The 17,504-nt window shown below is 40.5% G+C and carries 15 protein-coding genes and 3 pseudogenes; 1 reads left to right on the forward strand and 17 read right to left on the reverse strand.

Annotated elements, in window-relative coordinates:
• Positions 1–121 precede the first annotated feature (121 nt).
• The 3 genes from ACTQ1L_RS13120 to ACTQ1L_RS13130 all read right to left on the reverse strand — a co-directional run bounded on the left by ACTQ1L_RS13120 (position 122) and on the right by ACTQ1L_RS13130 (position 3,549).
• Entirely contained in the window at positions 122–1,426 is a 1,305-nt protein-coding gene (locus ACTQ1L_RS13120) for a glycoside hydrolase family 38 C-terminal domain-containing protein (protein ID WP_441367608.1), read from the reverse strand.
• Between the two features lie 8 nt (positions 1,427–1,434).
• Positions 1,435–2,118, reverse strand: a complete 684-nt coding sequence (locus ACTQ1L_RS13125; protein WP_441367610.1) for a hypothetical protein — start codon at positions 2,116–2,118, stop codon at positions 1,435–1,437.
• Positions 2,119–2,457: 339 nt separating this feature from the next.
• Positions 2,458–3,549 carry a DNA polymerase Y family protein gene (locus tag ACTQ1L_RS13130; RefSeq protein ID WP_441367611.1) on the reverse strand — a complete coding sequence of 364 codons (1,092 nt, stop codon included), beginning with the start codon at positions 3,547–3,549 and terminating at the stop codon, positions 2,458–2,460.
• On the opposite strand from ACTQ1L_RS13130, the pseudogene ACTQ1L_RS13135 reads away from it, so the two are divergent.
• Positions 3,457–4,323, forward strand: a pseudogene (locus tag ACTQ1L_RS13135) (IS1380 family transposase); the annotation flags it as partial. The gene ACTQ1L_RS13130 and the pseudogene ACTQ1L_RS13135 sit on opposite strands and share 93 nt — an antisense overlap.
• Before the next feature lie 174 nt (positions 4,324–4,497).
• On the opposite strand, the gene ACTQ1L_RS13140 reads toward ACTQ1L_RS13135, so the two are convergent.
• The 14 genes and pseudogenes from ACTQ1L_RS13140 to ACTQ1L_RS13205 form a co-directional block, all read right to left on the reverse strand.
• The gene (locus tag ACTQ1L_RS13140; protein WP_441367613.1) at positions 4,498–5,631 is read right to left on the reverse strand and encodes a tyrosine-type recombinase/integrase; all 1,134 of its coding nucleotides are present in this window, start codon (positions 5,629–5,631) and stop codon (positions 4,498–4,500) included.
• A gap of 346 nt (positions 5,632–5,977) precedes the next feature.
• Positions 5,978–6,163 carry a hypothetical protein gene (locus ACTQ1L_RS13145; RefSeq protein WP_055062602.1) on the reverse strand — a complete coding sequence of 62 codons (186 nt, stop codon included), beginning with the start codon at positions 6,161–6,163 and terminating at the stop codon, positions 5,978–5,980.
• A 199-nt stretch (positions 6,164–6,362) separates the two neighbouring features.
• Positions 6,363–7,523, reverse strand: a complete 1,161-nt coding sequence (locus ACTQ1L_RS13150; protein ID WP_441367614.1) for an RNA-guided endonuclease InsQ/TnpB family protein — start codon at positions 7,521–7,523, stop codon at positions 6,363–6,365.
• A 382-nt stretch (positions 7,524–7,905) separates the two neighbouring features.
• Positions 7,906–8,199 (reverse strand): annotated as a pseudogene (locus tag ACTQ1L_RS13155) (flavodoxin); the annotation flags it as partial.
• Between the two features lie 22 nt (positions 8,200–8,221).
• A complete protein-coding gene (locus ACTQ1L_RS13160; protein ID WP_441367615.1) occupies positions 8,222–8,623 on the reverse strand; it encodes a DUF3793 family protein in 402 nt (133 codons plus the stop codon).
• A 229-nt stretch (positions 8,624–8,852) separates the two neighbouring features.
• The gene (locus tag ACTQ1L_RS13165; RefSeq protein WP_441367617.1) at positions 8,853–10,574 is read right to left on the reverse strand and encodes an AAA family ATPase; all 1,722 of its coding nucleotides are present in this window, start codon (positions 10,572–10,574) and stop codon (positions 8,853–8,855) included.
• A gap of 95 nt (positions 10,575–10,669) precedes the next feature.
• Positions 10,670–10,915, reverse strand: a pseudogene (locus tag ACTQ1L_RS13170) (transcriptional repressor); the annotation flags it as partial.
• A 103-nt stretch (positions 10,916–11,018) separates the two neighbouring features.
• Positions 11,019–11,156: a FeoB-associated Cys-rich membrane protein gene (locus tag ACTQ1L_RS13175; protein WP_012742427.1), complete on the reverse strand. Its 138-nt coding sequence runs from the start codon at positions 11,154–11,156 to the stop codon at positions 11,019–11,021.
• A gap of 171 nt (positions 11,157–11,327) precedes the next feature.
• On the reverse strand, positions 11,328–13,478 hold the full coding sequence (gene feoB, locus ACTQ1L_RS13180; RefSeq protein WP_441367618.1) for a ferrous iron transport protein B: 2,151 nt from the start codon (positions 13,476–13,478) through the stop codon (positions 11,328–11,330).
• Positions 13,479–13,551: 73 nt separating this feature from the next.
• Positions 13,552–13,773: a FeoA family protein gene (locus ACTQ1L_RS13185; protein ID WP_012742425.1), complete on the reverse strand. Its 222-nt coding sequence runs from the start codon at positions 13,771–13,773 to the stop codon at positions 13,552–13,554.
• Positions 13,774–14,012: 239 nt separating this feature from the next.
• Entirely contained in the window at positions 14,013–14,225 is a 213-nt protein-coding gene (locus ACTQ1L_RS13190; RefSeq protein ID WP_012742424.1) for a FeoA family protein, read from the reverse strand.
• Positions 14,226–15,134: 909 nt separating this feature from the next.
• On the reverse strand, positions 15,135–16,091 hold the full coding sequence (gene epsC, locus ACTQ1L_RS13195) for a serine O-acetyltransferase EpsC (protein ID WP_321112171.1): 957 nt from the start codon (positions 16,089–16,091) through the stop codon (positions 15,135–15,137).
• A gap of 35 nt (positions 16,092–16,126) precedes the next feature.
• A complete protein-coding gene (locus ACTQ1L_RS13200) occupies positions 16,127–17,092 on the reverse strand; it encodes a YihY/virulence factor BrkB family protein (RefSeq protein ID WP_441367620.1) in 966 nt (321 codons plus the stop codon).
• Complete coding sequence (locus tag ACTQ1L_RS13205; RefSeq protein ID WP_015516775.1) at positions 17,076–17,462, reverse strand: thioesterase family protein; 387 nt, start codon at positions 17,460–17,462, stop codon at positions 17,076–17,078. Before ACTQ1L_RS13205 ends, ACTQ1L_RS13200 begins: the two co-directional genes overlap by 17 nt.
• Positions 17,463–17,504 lie beyond the last annotated feature (42 nt).

The following is a 17,504-nucleotide window of genomic DNA, read 5'->3' on the forward strand; positions in this document are numbered from 1 at the left end:
AGTGGTCTTTTTCTATTCACTAAATAGGTGAAAAGCAATATTCAATTAAAATACAGTAACTGCGCGGAATTCAGCTGCTGATGCTGTTATTCCGTGAATAATTCAGGTTTATCTTATTTTTTTAGCAAACATTAACCACGATAGTCTTAATCTCGTACGGCTTCATATCAGCTGTAATAACTCCATCACTAACGGTTAATACCTGCCCGTTATTTTCAAGCATATCAGTCTCTTTTGCACTTTCAAAAGGTATTCCGATGCGAATATGCACCTTACCTCTTCTGTTGAAGCACTCATACATTCTTATAACTAATTCTTTGCTTTCCTCTGCCTCTTTTACTACCTCTACTACAATATTTTCTTCCTCCACAGTCACCAAAGAGAACTTATTAGATAAAGCTCCACCGTCATTTAATTTAACAAGTGCACATAATGGATTATTAAGGCTGTATGCCTTATCAACAGTTCTTCCCTGCTTAAAATCCCCTGAATGCGGGGCAATTGAATACCAGAAGCTATGATGTTCCTTATCAGCATCAGGATTAGGATAAATTGCTGATTTAAGCATTGAAAGTCCTATCACGCCGTCCTTTACACTGCATCCGAATTTACAATCATTTAATATTGATACACCATATCCATCTTCACTGACATCCAGCCATTTATGGGCACAGACCTCAAACTTTGCATAATCCCATGATGTATTATTGTGTGTAGCTCTCTTTACATTTCCATACTGGATTTCAAAAGTAGCTTCATTAGCATGAATATCTACTGGGAAATAGTCTCTCACAAGAATCTGTTCTTCCCTCCAGTCTATTTCATTTCTTATATCGATTCTGTCAAGCTCATTATAAAAATAGATATACTGCACTATCCTTGAATCAAGGTATGGTCTCTCTATTCTGATACAGCCTCTTACCGGTCCCTTTTCTATAACTTCTATAGACGAGACCTCATTAACCTCCCATGATTTCTCTGTGTAATAATTATTTATATCCCACGCATCAAACATGTGTGGCTTATCTTCATATGTAATAATCTGGTTTGCCACCCTGCCCTCTGGAATAATCTCTCTTTGATTCTTCTTATCGTAAATGCCTGTAAACTGTCCTGCATCATTTAATGTAACATGATAGTATGGTGTATCCGCGCCATTGACTGATAATCTAAATGACGGAGCTGCCTTAGCCTGTACAATCTTAAAGGTCTTATATCCCTTAGCCGGAATTCCATCAACGATTGCAATATATCCGTCCTCAGTCTTTTGAAGAAGATATTGTCCTGAACATTTTTCACAAATATCATCATGTATGCCTGCATTAACTGACTCATCCCAGGCACAATTACAATCTCTCACATTCTCCTCTAATGCATAAGACATATTAGTGTTATCAGATATTACATCCGCAAAAATCTTTTCCACTTCATCTTCTAAGATGCACACAAGAGAAGGAATTTCTGAGCTGTTCGGATTAAAATAACAACATCCCCTTTATCTGCGTCAATGCTTGCCACAAGTGTATTTAGTACTTCATTAGTCATTTCTGAAGCCTTATCTAAGATTGCGTCATATTCCTTCTTTGATTCATCATACACTTCTTTTATTGATGAACCTGGTAGGATATCATGAAACTGGTTTCTAAGAATTACTTCCCATGCATCTTGTAACTGTGCTTTAGGATACTGCATTCCTAACAGTGCTTTTGCCATACTGCTGTAAAGCTCAAGATTCTGGTATGCAAACCCTGACTTTCTGTTGTATCGCTTATTGCGAGCCATTGAGGTATATGTTCCTCGATGGAACTCAAGATAAAGCTCCCCTACCCACTTAGGTAAGAATCTGCTGCCAGCTACATCTGCTTCAAGCTTTTTGAAAAATTCCAGTGAATGACTCTGTCTTGTAGTTGGACATCCCGGTATTCCCTTTTCCATTCGACGGCAGTTCTCAAGCATTCTCTTTGTTGGTCCACCGCCTCCATCTCCAAAACCAAATGCCATTAGTGAATCACTATGCAGCTCTTTTTGTGTATAACGCTTCCAGTTACCTTTTACCTGAGAGGGATTAAGGAGCGAATTATAGGTTGTAAAATGCGCTGTTCCCGGACCGCCTTCCACAGGTCCCTGCACATAATCTGCCGTAGGCGAAAAATGTGTTAAAATCTTAGTTCCATCCAATCGGATAAGGCGCGCTATAAATCAGTGACTCGAGATTCTCAATCACTTTCCCCAATCGTTGCCTAAGAAATACCATCTTTGTAACCTCCCATGATATACCATTTTTTATCTTTATTTTGATTTATTATGGTCATTTCTTATAATTCTTTCTTAATAAAGTAATGTTGCTTATGCCCATTAAATTTTATCGTTAAATATCTTCCCCTCAGCTTTATGCTTTCTGTTTATTCGTGCTCCTACATCTACAGTACTTGCTCTCTTTACACTTTCATCTCCAAATCAGCCCCTGATGTTATCAAGCGCAGCATCTAGTTTTTTCATCTTCTCTTTCCGCTCATCAACAATAAGGGACATCTGTTCAAAACCATCTCTATCTATGTCAGTTATAGATAGTCCAATCAGACGAAGAGGCTGTCCATCCCAGCTCTCCTCAATCAGTTCCTTGTCAACATTGTAAACTACTTCTGTAACATCTGTTGTCTCCGGTAATTTTCTCTGATGTGATTTGTTTTTAAACTCTGTTGTTCTAAATGTGACGCCAACACACCTGCACTTTGCCCCCTCAGCACGCATTCTTGCCGTAACCACATCTGCCTGTGCCAGAAGCATTTTATTAATGCTATCAGTTGTCTCTAAATTCTCTTCAACTGTTGTCTCTGCCGAATATCCCTTTGCCTCCTCACGCACTGGCTGTACAGGGGATTCATCTATTCCATTTGCATAATTACTAAGCTGTATAGCAGTCTTTTCTCCTAAAAGATATTTCAACTGCCCAAGGTCAGCCTGTGCCAAATCCCCGATTGTAGATATTCTGGCATTCAAAAGCTTCTGGGTCGACGCCTTGCCACATGAGAATAATTCCCCTACCGGAAGTGGCCACATCTTAGCCTTTATCTCTTCTGGATAAAGAGTATGCACCTTATCCGGTTTTTCAAAATCGCTTGCCATTTTGGCACAGAGCTTATTTCTTCCTATTCCTACATTCACCGTAAATCCAAGCTCATCCCTTATTCGGTCTTTAATCTGGCAGGCTGTCGCAACCGGGTCAGGATATATATTCTTCATCCCTGACATGTCAAGAAATACCTCATCTATTGAAAAAGATTCCATTGCCGGAGTATATTCACTGCATATAGCCTTAAATGCGTGTGAGCATTTTACGTACAAATCAAAATCAGCCGGGACGCTTACTATATCAGGACATTTGCGGATAGCCATCGCCATTGGTTCTCCTGTTGTAACACCGTACTTTTTTGCAGGTATTGATTTTGCTACAACTATACCTGTTTTGATGGATATGCGCCTATGATGGCTTATATCGGAACAGAAGGATATGCAATTAATTTTGAACTTCGCGAAGGAAAACAGCATTGTCAAAAGGGTACTGTTGAATTTTTACAGGAAACGATTGAATTATGTAAAAAGCTGACGGATCAACCATTGCTCATTCGTCTGGATTCCGGCAATGATTCCATTGACAATGTAGCGGTACTAATGGACAGCGGATGCTATTTTATAATCAAGAGAAATCTTCGTCGTGAGAGTAAAGAGGATTGGTTTGATATGGCAAAGCAATTTTGCAAGAATATCGAAAATCCTCGTGATGGTAAAACAGTTTATAAGGGAAGCGACTGGAAAACAGTAACCAGTAAGCAGTTTGATAACGAATTTACGCTTCGTGCCGGTTATGAGATAACAGAACGAACCATAGATAAAAATGGTCAGTTTTATCTGATACCAGACATCGAAGTTGAAACATGGTGGACAAATCTAGGCGTAGATGACCAGGAAATCATTAATCTGTATCATGCACATGGAGAATGCGAACAATTCCACAGTGAAATAAAAACAGATATGGATTTAGAACGTTTGCCGTCTGGTAAATTCAACACGAATGCACTTATTTTGGAACTGGCGATCATGGCATATAATATCCTTCGCATGATTGGTCAGGGGACAATTGGAGGTCGTGCTCCAAGGCAGAAACGAGATGTAAAACGTCGCCGCCTGCATACGGTAATCAGCAATCTTATTATGATGACATGTCATATAACATCCCACGCCAGACAACTCATTATGGGACTTGGGAAGAGTAATGTATGGCGGCATATATTTGCAGATTTCTGTGAATTGTGCAGTCAATAAGTCATTATAAACTGGTTATTGAAATTCAAAGGGGGGTGTGCCCTTTTGACATATATGATTGATTGTAATTAGTGTGCAGTCTATAAAATATAACTACAATCATAGGCTATTTTTTATAAAAATGGAACTTCACGGATTCAGGTTTTATATAAATATGACCATTTTTCTGACCATTTATGGGATAACTATAGAATTGATTGCGGAGCGCTTGGTCTCCAGATTTGGATGCACATAGCGATTCAATGTAATATTTACATTGGAATGTCCAAGAATCTCACTTACACTCTTAGCGTCGGCGCCGCTGCTGATACAGTTTGTGGCAAAGGTGTGGCGCAGAGCATGAAAGTGAGTATTCCCGATACCTGCTTCTCTTAAATAGATATGAAATCTATTCTGATAAGTGCGAGGATCCATAGGCTGATTTTTCTTTAGAAAATAAGAGTCACCTTTTATTGAAGTGTTATAATAATCTGACAGCTTGTCATATATAAAGTCCGGGATAGGAATCTCACGAAGTGAATTTGAAGTCTTTGGTGAATCTATATATAAAGAAGTCTTTCTCGTGGCTGTGTGGTTATTTTGTAATGAACCGGATGTGTGTACAGTATCTACCGGAAGTCTCTGCACTGTGCGATTGACATGCAGAGTGCGACTAATCATGTCGATATCTTCCCATTTCAGGGCACAAATTTCTCCTAAACGCAGCCCCATAAAAAGGCACAATAAAATACCGAGCTTATAGATATCAAGCTCGGTAAGAAGATACTCGATTAGCTTTTGCTGGTCTGTTTTATTGATTGTATTTATGTTGTTTGAGGATGTGACGGATGAACGTTTTGCCCTGTATGACAGATGAATTTCTCCGGTGCCGTATGTGGCAGTTCCATATGCAAGGATAGAATTGAATATACAAAGTATGCTCTTTGTAATGCTCTCACCGGCTGTCTCAGGTAGCTCCTTGAGTATTTCATTCTGATTTAACTGATCTATGACGCTTTCTCCCCAGTTCGGTTTGATATATTTGTTGTATATAGTAGAATACTTTTGAATGGTAGAGCACTTCCGGCTGGATGCTATACTTTCAAGCCATTTCTCAGCGACTTCTTTTACGGTGATAGCGGAATGCTTGTGGGCTGCTGTTTGATTAAGTGAAGCAGCTTTTGCTGTAAGCAGCCTTTCTGTTACTTCCTTATAGCTGTGGCCGTATACCGATTTGCACTTTTTACTACCGGCTGTGTCTACTATGTAGTAGCGCCCCTCCCAGCGTCCGTCGGCTCTCTTTCTGATGTTGGTTCCTCTTCTTGACATGTCTGTTTCCTCCTTAAAATATATATGTATATATAATTTATAGGAAGAAGAATATTAACTCCATATAATATCTTCTGTTTTATTTCTGACCACAATTTTGACCATCTAAAACAAAAAAATATATAAAATACATCCCAATATTCCCTTAAAAATGTAAAAAGATACAAAAAAAGATACAATAGTTGACATAAAACGACTTAAGTTTTATTATATATCTAGTGTTTTTTAACCGAGGTGATTTTCGCAGATTGTAATAATCTGCGAATTTTTTATTACATTCTTTCTGATTAGACAATAGCAAAAAAACACCTCCATTGCACTGCAATAGAGGTGTTTTCTTGTATCTTTACTCTTCAATCATCGAAAGACGTTCCTTAGCAATCTTAATGTCTTCATCTGACGAATTAAGCATTTGTTTTGCTGCAGCTACAGTACCATCATTTTTGAAGAAGGTCACCAATGTAGAAATTCGCTCTTCTCTTCGTCCTTGTTCGATTCCTTGTTCTTTTATTCCTTGACTGAGATTACACATAGATTTCAACAACTGCCACTCAAAATGTGTTTAAATATTCTCAAACACATCGAGAAATTAAAGTCCTTGCGGATACTTCTTACTGCTTCATTGTGTATGCTTTGGCGATTGTAAACAATACGCTACTCACAAGTTCTTGTACACTCCACAGTCGTAAATTCCTGCGATAGCCCACAGTACATACTTACGTTTGCGTTGATTATGCAACCTCGTAAGTTAAAGCATCTTTTAGATTAAGAGCAGCGTTAAAATCCCTATCCTCGACATAGCCACAATCACAACGGTATATTCTGTCTGAAAGTTTCAAATCTTTCTTGATAGCACCACAGCAGTGACATATTTTGGATGACGGATACCATCTGTCTACGACTCTTAATTCAATACCATTTTCATCACACTTAGCTTTAAGCGAAGTTCTAAATTTATAGAACTTTTGTGATGCAACGGCTTTTGATAGATGTCTGTTCTTCATCATCCCTGATACATTCAAGTCTTCAATAGTGATATAAGATGGCTTGGTTTTCACTATCTCGGCTATTGATTTATTGATATAGTCAGTACGGATATTATCTATTTTATGATGAAGTCTTTGCACTTTGAGCTTTTGTTTTTGTATATTCTTTTGAGTGGACTCTCCTTTCTTTAAATTCTCATATTTGCGTGAGAGGCATCTTTGTTCTCTGCGCAATTTCTTTTCCAATTTCTTAACTCTTGCTGACCTATTAATATTTTTATAAGTTTTACCATTAGAAACAATCGCCAGGTCTTTCAAACCCAGGTCAATGCCCATACCATCATTGCTATTATTAGCAATCTTAGCATCGGGAATTTCTACAAGAACTGACACATAATATTTGCCTGCTTTGATAGATACTGTACCGCTTTTGATTTTCCATCCGTCTTTAGTTGTTGGTATATAACCTTTTTCTTTAATGCGCACCCAACCTAAAGTGGGTATGTTTAATCTATGTCTCTCACATCTACAGTCTTTAGGATTGTTCTTTACGAAATACATTTTTACATCAGACTTGTCTTTCTTTTTGAAATTAGGAAACGCACTTTGATGTTTGAAAAATCTTGTAAATGCAGTACAGCCATCTTCAATAGATTTTTTTACAGCTTTTGAATATGCTTCTTTAATCCATATTTTATCAGGATTATTAGGAATGTACTCATTATTGAGCCATACGCTGAAACTCTTGCCAGTCATAAACTTTTCACCTTTATCGTGTAAAGTTTTGTTGTAACTGAGATAGAAATTGTAGACGTATCTACAAGTGCCGATAGTCTTGTTAATCTTGACTTTTTGCTCGACTGTCGGATTTATTTCCGTTTTGAAGCTCTTGAACAATTTCCTCATCCCTTTCTATCACTTTCCATTTTGATATTGAACTCATTCTCCAGCATATCATTTTTTCCTCAGCACTTAGTTCGGCGGAAATAAAGCACCCAGGAACCTATGACATATATTATATAATAATAACTCCATCCAATGCAATAGCCCAAATGTCATTAAAAAGAGAGCGGGCCGGCGAATGGGAAGTTCGCCGGCCCAGATTTACACTAGGAGCAAAGTTTATACTTTGCGGAGATAAAATATATTTATAGAAAACCAAATATTTGGTGATCTATCATTTTGTTTTGTGGCCATTCCTGTTGTCGCGACCACATGCAAATATTTATAGAAATGTTTAAATATCTGCGAATAACGAATTAGTCATTATAGTTTCTGCATATTGTGCTTATACCGCTGCCAGCTTCTTTCCAAGCTCCTCGCAGGCTGTCTTTGCATCATCGTCCGGTGCATCCTGGCAGATAACACCCTCGCCGCCTACCACTGTAGCTCCGGCTGCTGTCATTCGCTCTACCTAGTCGCGCATCCACTCGCCATCGCCCCATCCGTATGAACCGAACAGACCGATTGTCTTGCCTGCCACGCAGCCCTCAAGCTCTGTGACAAACGGCTCCATCTCGCCCTCCTCAAGTACCTCTGCACCCATTGCAGGGCATCCGAGTGCGAATGCTGTCTCTGATTTATTTTGCTCATTTTAATTCCTCCTATACCGCTATCTGCTGCGGTTCTTCTTTATATATTTCCAGTATCAGCCTCATATCTATATCCTCGGCCAATAGCTGTATGACACTTTCCTTCGCCTTTTCAAAATCCTCATATCCCGCTTTCTTTAGTATGTCCAAAGCCTCTGAATTATTCAGATATGCTTCTAAGAGGCTCCTGCGGAATAAGAGGAAGGCGGTTTTCTCATTCCTTGCTGCAAGCCTGAAATGCGATATCCCGGAAGCCCTCAGAATCACTCTCATGGCACTCTCATCAGCGCTGTCTATCATGAGCATATTTGAAATTCTCGCTCCTGTAATTAGTGGGGCACACTGGAGGGCAAGCTGCATTTCCACGCTCTTTAAATCCATGCTCATAGCAATCTGAAATACTTCCTGACACATTTTGGCTCCTTTCATGTTAGTTATTTCTAACCTAAGTTAAATATATCTTACTTACACCTATACTATATGTCAAGTATTTTTTTGCCATTTTTACACTTTTTATTCTCAATTAATTGCAACAAAAAACACACTAAGAATCTTTAATTCTCAGTGTGCTTTCCTTATTGCCGTTCTCCTTTTTATACAATTCATTAATTCACTTATTATAACAATTGTACCTATTGATATATCACAGCCTCTCCCCCAATGCTTTGCAACGCTTTCTGCTAAAAGCAATGCCATACGCTATAATATCACATCTGCCTTCATTACGAAGAGCCTCATCATATCTCTTTTCCTTAATCTGTGCCATGGCAATCTCACAGGCCGCATCAAGCTCCTTTATATTCCTTGCATACTTCACCTCGATTACAATTCCTGCATCCGGATTTTCCGGCAAAATCATTATGTCACTAAAACCGTCTCCCGACTCACGATTTGACTTAATCAGCCAGTCCGGATTACTTCCTCGCAGCAAACCAAGAAGCAGTCCATGGTAGAAGTTCTCCTTCATATCATCAGGTGCCTTTGTATCTAGTATGCTTATCATACGTCCCATCACAATATTGAGCTGCTTTGCAATCTTTGTCTCATCCTTATCAATAATTGCCTTTGATAAAAGCTTCATAGTATCATTATCATTTGCCACCACACTCTTGAACCATTCCTGTATCTGAAGGATAAATACCTCTCTCACCTCTTTGTTTGGAATTACAAGCTTATATGCATAGCTTTCGCTATCCGGCAGCTTTACATCTCCTGCCTTTGTAAGATATCCTGTGGTGAATAGCACACTCCACATATTGTCTATAGTGCTTTCTATTTCATCATAGGTCAGGTCGAGTCGAATGCTCTTTACAATTGTCTCGCCTGCAATAAGGCGCTCTATTTCATCCTTTGTTGATGAGTCAGCTTTACTGATGAGCCTTCTCACCAGACTGTTTCCACTGCTGTTTATCCAATATGTCTGTGGTCTTATATCGCTGTCATCACACAGACGGTCCACATGATTGATTACATCCCATGGACAGTAAACATCAGCCTTGCCAAAATGATACCCATCATACCACTCCTTTATATCATTATAATGCATGGACATATTATAATCCTCGAGCAGCTTTTTCACTTCATTGTCCGTAAACCCAAACTGCTCGTCAAACCTCGCATCTGTAATAGACATGACCCTAAAATTATTAAGACCTGTAAAAATACTCTCCTTGGATATGCGCAGGCAGCCCGTAAGGACTGCAAACTGCAGAAATTCATTGGTTTTAAGGGCCATTCCAAAAATTCCCCTGATAAGTGAGACCATTTCATTATAGTATCCATTCTGAAATGCCTTGTCCAAAGGGACATCATACTCATCTACAATGATAATTGCTTTACGTCCAAAGTGTGTAAACAGCAATTGCGACAGAACCTGCAGACTGGATATAAGGAGCTTTTCGTCCATGGCATATTTTCCGTCATTCACTGAAATAATTGCATTATAGCGATTTTTATCATTTTCAGAAAGCCCTTCACTATCCTTAAGAAACTTAAATCGCTCTGCTTCCCTGCTGATAAGCTCAATAATCCTGTATCTTGCCTCATCAAATGATGTACCCTCAACACTTTTCAGGGAAAGAAAAACGACCGGATACTTTCCCATATATTCTTCACAAAGCTCTTTATTCCCCGAAATATACAGACCATCGAACAGCGATTTATCAGTACCAATCTCGAAAAAGCTCTTAAGCATGCTCATATTGAGAGTTTTTCCAAAGCGGCGCGGTCTTGTAAAAAGAGTCACCTCGCTCCAGCTTTGTAATATCTGCTCTATGAGCCTTGTCTTGTCCACATAATAAAAATCTGATTCCCGCAGTTTTCTGAAATCATCGATTCCGACCGGTAACTTCATCGTGTTCATCATAAAAGCCTCCACTAAAAAAATCCGCTATACTCATTCTAGTATAGCGGATTTTTCTAAAAATTACAATTCCTATAAAACCAGGCTTAGGACACCTGCACTCTATACATATTTTTGCGGTCAATCGCTCCAATCTCTTCGAGCGTATTGATCATTCGATACACCGTAGCAGTCCCGATAGAGTGGTCTATCTTCGATGCCCGGTAATAAATCTCTTTGCAGCTTCCGCACTCGCCCTCGAGGATTACATCAAGTAAAATAAGTCTCTGCTTTATAATCCTGCATCCGCTGTCCTTTAGCTTGCCAACGATTACCTCTTTTTGCTCTATTGCTTCTTTCGACATACATCCTCCTATCGTTACCGATGCCGGCAGATGCAGCTTAATCGGCAGATGAGTTCTTTCCAAGAAATGCCCATCCTGTGCTTCATACACACCATACCGTGGATTAATGACAGCCCTTGCAATGGCTGCAGTCCATTCCACACTGCAGGCTCTTGCCTGCTTTCTTTGATTTGATTATTGTCCTGATTACAAGTGCAACTATCACTACGAGAATTGCAATTACAATGATATCAGCCAGCATGTCATCATCTCCTATTCACTACAAATGCTACTAAATATACTACTGCATTATTTCTTTTCCTTGAAAAATCCTATTATTATCTTTACGGCAAGCCCCAGCAGGCATAGAAGAACTATGACTGCTATGAGGTCTGCTGTGTTAAATTCCAAATTGATTCTCATTTAAAAACCGTTACACGTTTGATGCCGCAAATGAAGTGCTCTTTACTGTTGCCTTATTAGGGTCTTTTCTGAACAATAAGTATAATACACCTGCAAGGAGTACAAATGCAACTACTGTCCAGAAGTTGAAGGCTACCTCACCTATGCAAAGTCCCACAATCTGGTAGAACATAAGTGTTACACAGTAAGCTGAAACGTTCTGGAATATGATTGTAAACCAGAAGAACTTACGGTTGTTAAGCTCTTTTGCGGTTGTTGAGATAGCTGCAAGACATGGTGAGTCAAACAGGTTAAACAGCAAGAATGATACTGCTACTATTGTCGTTGGGAAGAATGCTGCAAACTGATCATGCATGATTACTGCATACTCCTCTACCTCTCCAAGTCCTGAGAGCACACCCATTGTTGAAACGATACCCTCTTTTGCCACAAAGCCTGAGAGTGATGATGCAACTGCCTGCCATGTATCGAATCCAAGTGGTGCAAAGATAACTGCGATTGCAGATCCGATTACTGCGAGTAAGCTGTTTTCTGTGTCAACAAGTCCGAATGCGCCATCCTGAATGCCAAAGCTTGAAAGGAACCACATAACTGCACAGCAGAGGAAGAGGATTGTTCCGGCCTTCTTGAGGAATGCCCATACTCTCTCCCATACGTGTAACAGCACACCCTTTACTGAAGGAATATGATACTGTGGGAGCTCCATTACGAACGGTGCAGGCTCGCCTGCAAATGCTCTTGTCTTCTTTAAAATGATACAGTAGATGATTGTGAGGCCGATTCCTGCAAAGTACATAAGAGGTGCCATCCACCAGCAGCCGTCACCCATGATAAAGCCTGCGATAAGTGCGATAACCGGAAGCTTTGCTCCACATGGGATATTTGTTACTGTCATCATTGTCATACGACGGTCTTTTTCGTTCTCGATAGTACGTGTTGCCATGATTCCGGGTACACCACATCCTGATCCGATGAGGAATGGGATGAAGGACTTTCCTGAGAGACCAAATCTACGGAAGATTCTGTCCATGATGAAGGCTACTCGTGCCATGTATCCGCAGTCCTCAAGGATTGAGAGGAATAAGAATACGATAGCCATCTGTGGTGCAAATCCGATAGGTGCACCAAGACCTCCGATGATACCGTCAACTACAAGTGATACGAGCCATTCAGAGCAGCCTACATTTTCCATGAATGTCTGTACTGCCGGCTGAATCCACTCACCAAAGAGTGTGTCGTTTGTCCAGTCTGTTACAATTCCACCGAGTGATGATACTGCAACATAATATACAGCCCACATGATGAGTGCGAAAATAGGCAGTGCCAAAAATCTGTTTGTAACAATCTTATCAATTTTGTCTGATACTGTCTCTTTTCCGGCGCGTGCCTTCTTTACGCATGAGCCGATGATTGAAGATATGTACTGATATCTCTCGTTTGTGATGATACTCTCTGTGTCATCATCGTATTTGTCCTCGAGAGCTTTAATCTCTGCGTCTACATTTGGAGCACTCTTTAATACCTCAGAAATCTTTGAGTCACGCTCTAAAAGCTTGATTGCAAAGAATCTCTTCTGGTTCTCTGCTACTGCAAGACCAAGCTTATCCTCGATGCCTGCGATTGTGCTCTCCACATCATCTGCGAAGTGATGTACCCTCTGAACGGATTTACCTGACTTTGCAATCTGGATTGCCTTCTCTGCAGTCTCCTTGATTCCTGTCTTCTTTAAAGCTGAAATCTCAACAACCTCACAGCCGAGCTTCTCTCCAAGTGCTTTGATATTGATTTTGTCTCCGTTTTTCCTTACAATGTCCATCATATTGACAGCCATAAGCACCGGAATACCAAGCTCGATAATCTGTGTTGTCAGATACAGATTACGCTCGATATTTGTTCCGTCCACGATATTGATAATCGCATCAGGCTGCTCTCCGATTAAGTAATTTCTTGCAACAACCTCCTCGAGAGTATATGGAGAAAGTGAGTAGATACCCGGTAAATCCACCAGGTCTACATCCTTGTGACCGATAAGCTTTCCCTCTTTTTTCTCAACTGTAACACCAGGCCAGTTACCAACATACTGATTGGCACCTGTTAAGGCATTGAACAGTGTTGTTTTTCCGCAGTTCGGGTTTCCTGCGAGAGCAATTTTTACTGCCATGTTTTTATCTCCTTATTTTTGTTTGCTCATTCTGTCTATAGTTTGTATTCACTAACCTATAGTCAAAAAAAATTTACTCTACTTCTATCATAGAGGCATCGTCCTTACGAAGTGATAGCTCATAGCCTCTCACTGTCACCTCTACCGGATCGCCAAGCGGTGCCACCTTGCGGATAAATATCTCAACACCCTTAGTAATTCCCATATCCATGATACGTCTCTTGACTGCGCCCTGGCCTGTGAGCTTGACAACCTTGACTGTCTCGCCTACTTTGGCTTGCTTTAATGTCTTCATGCTGACTACTCCTTTTTTAATTTTATTGTTGTTTAAAAATTTATATAAACGTTTGCATAATATCATATACAAAGTCGTTTAAATCTTAAATGATTACAGCTTATACAGCACATTGCTGCATGTGTTGTATGTGTTATATATGTCATACATGCTATATACATGCCTGCTATATACATGCCTGCTATATAAATGCCTGTTATATACATGCCTGTTATATACATGCCTGTTACATTGTTATATCAGACCATGATCTTATTTGCCATATCCTTGCCGATTGCTACTCTGGCGCCCTTTACATTGACTATCATATTGCCGGCTATCTCTGAGATGACAGTCACCTCTGTGCCTACTACAAAGCCCAGCTTCTCAAGGAAAGATCTCACCTCTTCCTTTCCGCCGATTTTCTTGATTATCTGTGCCTCCCCGGCACCACTCATTGATAATGGCATCATATTTACCTCTTTTCACGTCTTTTCTTCACTTCTTTTCATGTCTTTAATGATAAAAACATCATTCGGTATCTCTTACGGCTGTTAGTATACTCTAACGTTACTTAGATGTCAATAATATTTTTTAGATTTTTCTTACTTTTTTCAGTTGTGGCTAATAGTGCGGGTCCCAAGACTCGGTACCATCGGGCTTGCTCGCGGAGTCTCACCAGCTTAGTACTCTCGCGTTCGCTACGCTTCGCTGCTAAGATACTGTACGAAATTATGCTTGATAGGATTTTCTGCAATTTCAGCTTCTTTTTCACGCAATTTTTCTGGCTTATGGGCTGGGTTTGGGAGCTGTTTTGGAGATTTCTACGGTTTCAGCTACTTTTTTCTCGGATTTTTTCCGGCTTTTGGGTTGGGTTTGGGAGCTGTTTTGGGAATTTCTGCGGTTTCAGCTACTTTTTTCTGGATTTTTTTCGGCTTTTGGGTTGATTTTGGGAGCTGTTTTAAAAGTTTTATGGATTACAGCTCCACAAGGGCCTGCCTACTATGCTATCAACCTATGGCTATTGTACATTATGCTAATTTAGTCCTACTTAATAAATATACTTTTTTGACTGAAGGTCGGTACGCGCGCCCCGGGCACCGATGGCGCACACGTACTCTCCTGCAGGCACATAGCGAAACAGTTTAGATACTGTTAGAATTATGCCCACAAAACGCAGAAACGCTCCTGCAAGGACGCAGGAGCGAGGAGAAACGCGCCATGGACGGCGCGGTTCGACGGTTTCTTCAAACATAGAAACCCTAAAAAGCATAATTCATACAGTGTATTAACTGTAAAGCGTAGTCTGCAGGAGAGTACGTGTGCGACACCCGGTGCCCGGGCCGCGCGTACCGACCTCAGTCAAAAAGTATATTATAATATTATATTACGTAAAACCAGCTCGAATCAGTCTCCATCTCGCTGGCCACAAGCTCCTTTCGCTCTCCTGTTCTGATGGAAAGCTCCTGATTTTTGATGCTCACACGAGCCCCCGGCTCGATAGATGAGGTGATAAATGCATTACTTCCGATGACAGCACCTCTTCCGATGACAGTCTCACCACCAAGTATAGAAGCCCCTGCATAGATGATGACATTATCCTCGATAGTAGGATGTCTCTTCACGCCCTTTAGCTTCTGACCGCCTCTGGTAGAAAGTGCTCCGATAGTCACGCCCTGATATACCTTGACATTGTCACCGATAATCGTGGTCTCACCGACCACGATGCCTGTTCCGTGATCAATAAAGAAATTCTTGCCAATAGTGGCACCCGGATGGATATCAATACCGGTCTTGCTGTGTGCGTACTCTGTCATCATACGCGGGATGAGCGGTACTCCAAGCAGATGTAGCTCATGGGCTATACGGTTTGTAGTGATTGCAAGCAGTCCCGGATAGCAAAGGATAATCTCATTGTAATTGTAGGCTGCAGGGTCTCCGTCAAAAAACGCAGCCACATCAGTCTCCACCAAAGCTCTGATTTTTGGAATCCTTTTAAAGAAATCATTGCTGATTTTCCCAGACATATTTACAAGCTCGTGATGTGATAAGCTCCTGTATTTAGGATTCTGCGGCAGGGCAAGCACCACCTGCTTGCGCAGATTGTACATGATATCCTCCAAAAGAACAGCAATCTGGCTGTCCAGGTTGTAATATCTGAAGCTTGTGCCCTTGAAATAGCCCGGATACATTATCTTAATAAGCTTTGAGAGCAGATCACAAACAGCCTCCTTGTCTGGCTGTGAAAATAGTGCCTGCTGATTTATGATTTTGTCATCATGATAATCGTCAAGTATCTGTGATACAAGCCCTTCTATCATTTCTTTATTATTATCCATATATTCGAAGCCTCCGAATTTACTATTTATTGTAACTATTTATTATAATATTTTTTGGCATCCATACGCTCCTCCCATGTGCGGTTTATTATACCGCCTATGAAAAGCACATACATGCAACCATACAACCATACCATTATAAGCGCAATAGTGGTCATTGTGCCATAAAATGAAGAATAATTATTGTATTTATCCACGTACACAGAAAAGATTCCCGAAAAAATCATCCATGCAGCAGCCGCAAATACCGCTCCCGGCAGCTGGTACTTTGCCCTATGCTTCTTGTTTGGCAGAAACACATAAATCACCCAGAAAAATAAAATAAGCACCGGCATGCAGATTACCAGACGATAATCGACCACACTGCCTATTATACTTCCAATTATATGATGAACATTCGAAAAATACAACTTTCTCAGCTTATTTCCAAACACCACGATACCCAGTAAAAAAATGAGCGCCAGTGCAAAAACGATACTGTAAATCACCGAATATATGCGCCGCAAAATAAAATTTCTGTTTTCCTTCACATGGTACATATCATCAAGTCCAAGCTGAAACGAAATAAAAGCCTTTGAGCTTAAATACACGGCTGTAATCATCGTGATAGAAAGCCTGCCTGTGCCGCTGGCATACACCTCACTAGCCAGATCCTTCATGATGTCACCAAACGACTCCGGAATAAACGAGCTGGCCCACATCAAAAAATCAGCCTCTGTAAGCGGTGTCCAGCTCAGCAACGAAAAGAAAAACAATAAAAACGGGAAAAACGACAGCATCAAAAAGAAGGCTGCCTGCCCTGCGTATGCAGAAATAGAGCTCTCTGAAAAATTGGTCACAAAATCAAAGGCTGTCACAATGATATCCCATCTTCTGCTGTATTTCCTCGCACTTTTTCCTTCGATGTTAGATTCTTTACAATCACCACCTACGGCCTTACGTTTCTCCGTTTTGATTTCCGGTGTTTTACTACCTAAATCCGTTCTACTTTGCTTTGTCATCTGCCTTCTTCTGGAATTTCTCCTCAAATACTATAAAACGCTCATGAGTACCCTCACCAATGAGTCCTGCCTCATCAAAAGCCTTTACAGAAAAAGTGAGTGCTCTACCATCCACCTTCACAAGCTCCGACTCACAGGTCACCTTCATGCCAACCGGTGTAGCCGAAACATGCTTAATATCAAGTGCAGTACCGACAGTACCACTTCCCTCCTCAAGCTCAGACGCAACACTCTCAAAAGCTGTATTTTCCATCAGCGCAATCATAGCCGGAGTAGCAAACACATCCATCGTGCCGCTTCCCATAGCCTTCGCTGTCTTATCCAAAGTCACTGTAATCTCTTTCTTACCTTTAATACCTGCCTGTAACATATCAGTCTCCTTATATCTATATTATAAAATAAATCCTAGCAT

This window comes from Agathobacter sp. LCP21S3_B2 (genome assembly GCF_052118705.1).
Taxonomy (GTDB): domain Bacteria; phylum Bacillota; class Clostridia; order Lachnospirales; family Lachnospiraceae; genus Roseburia.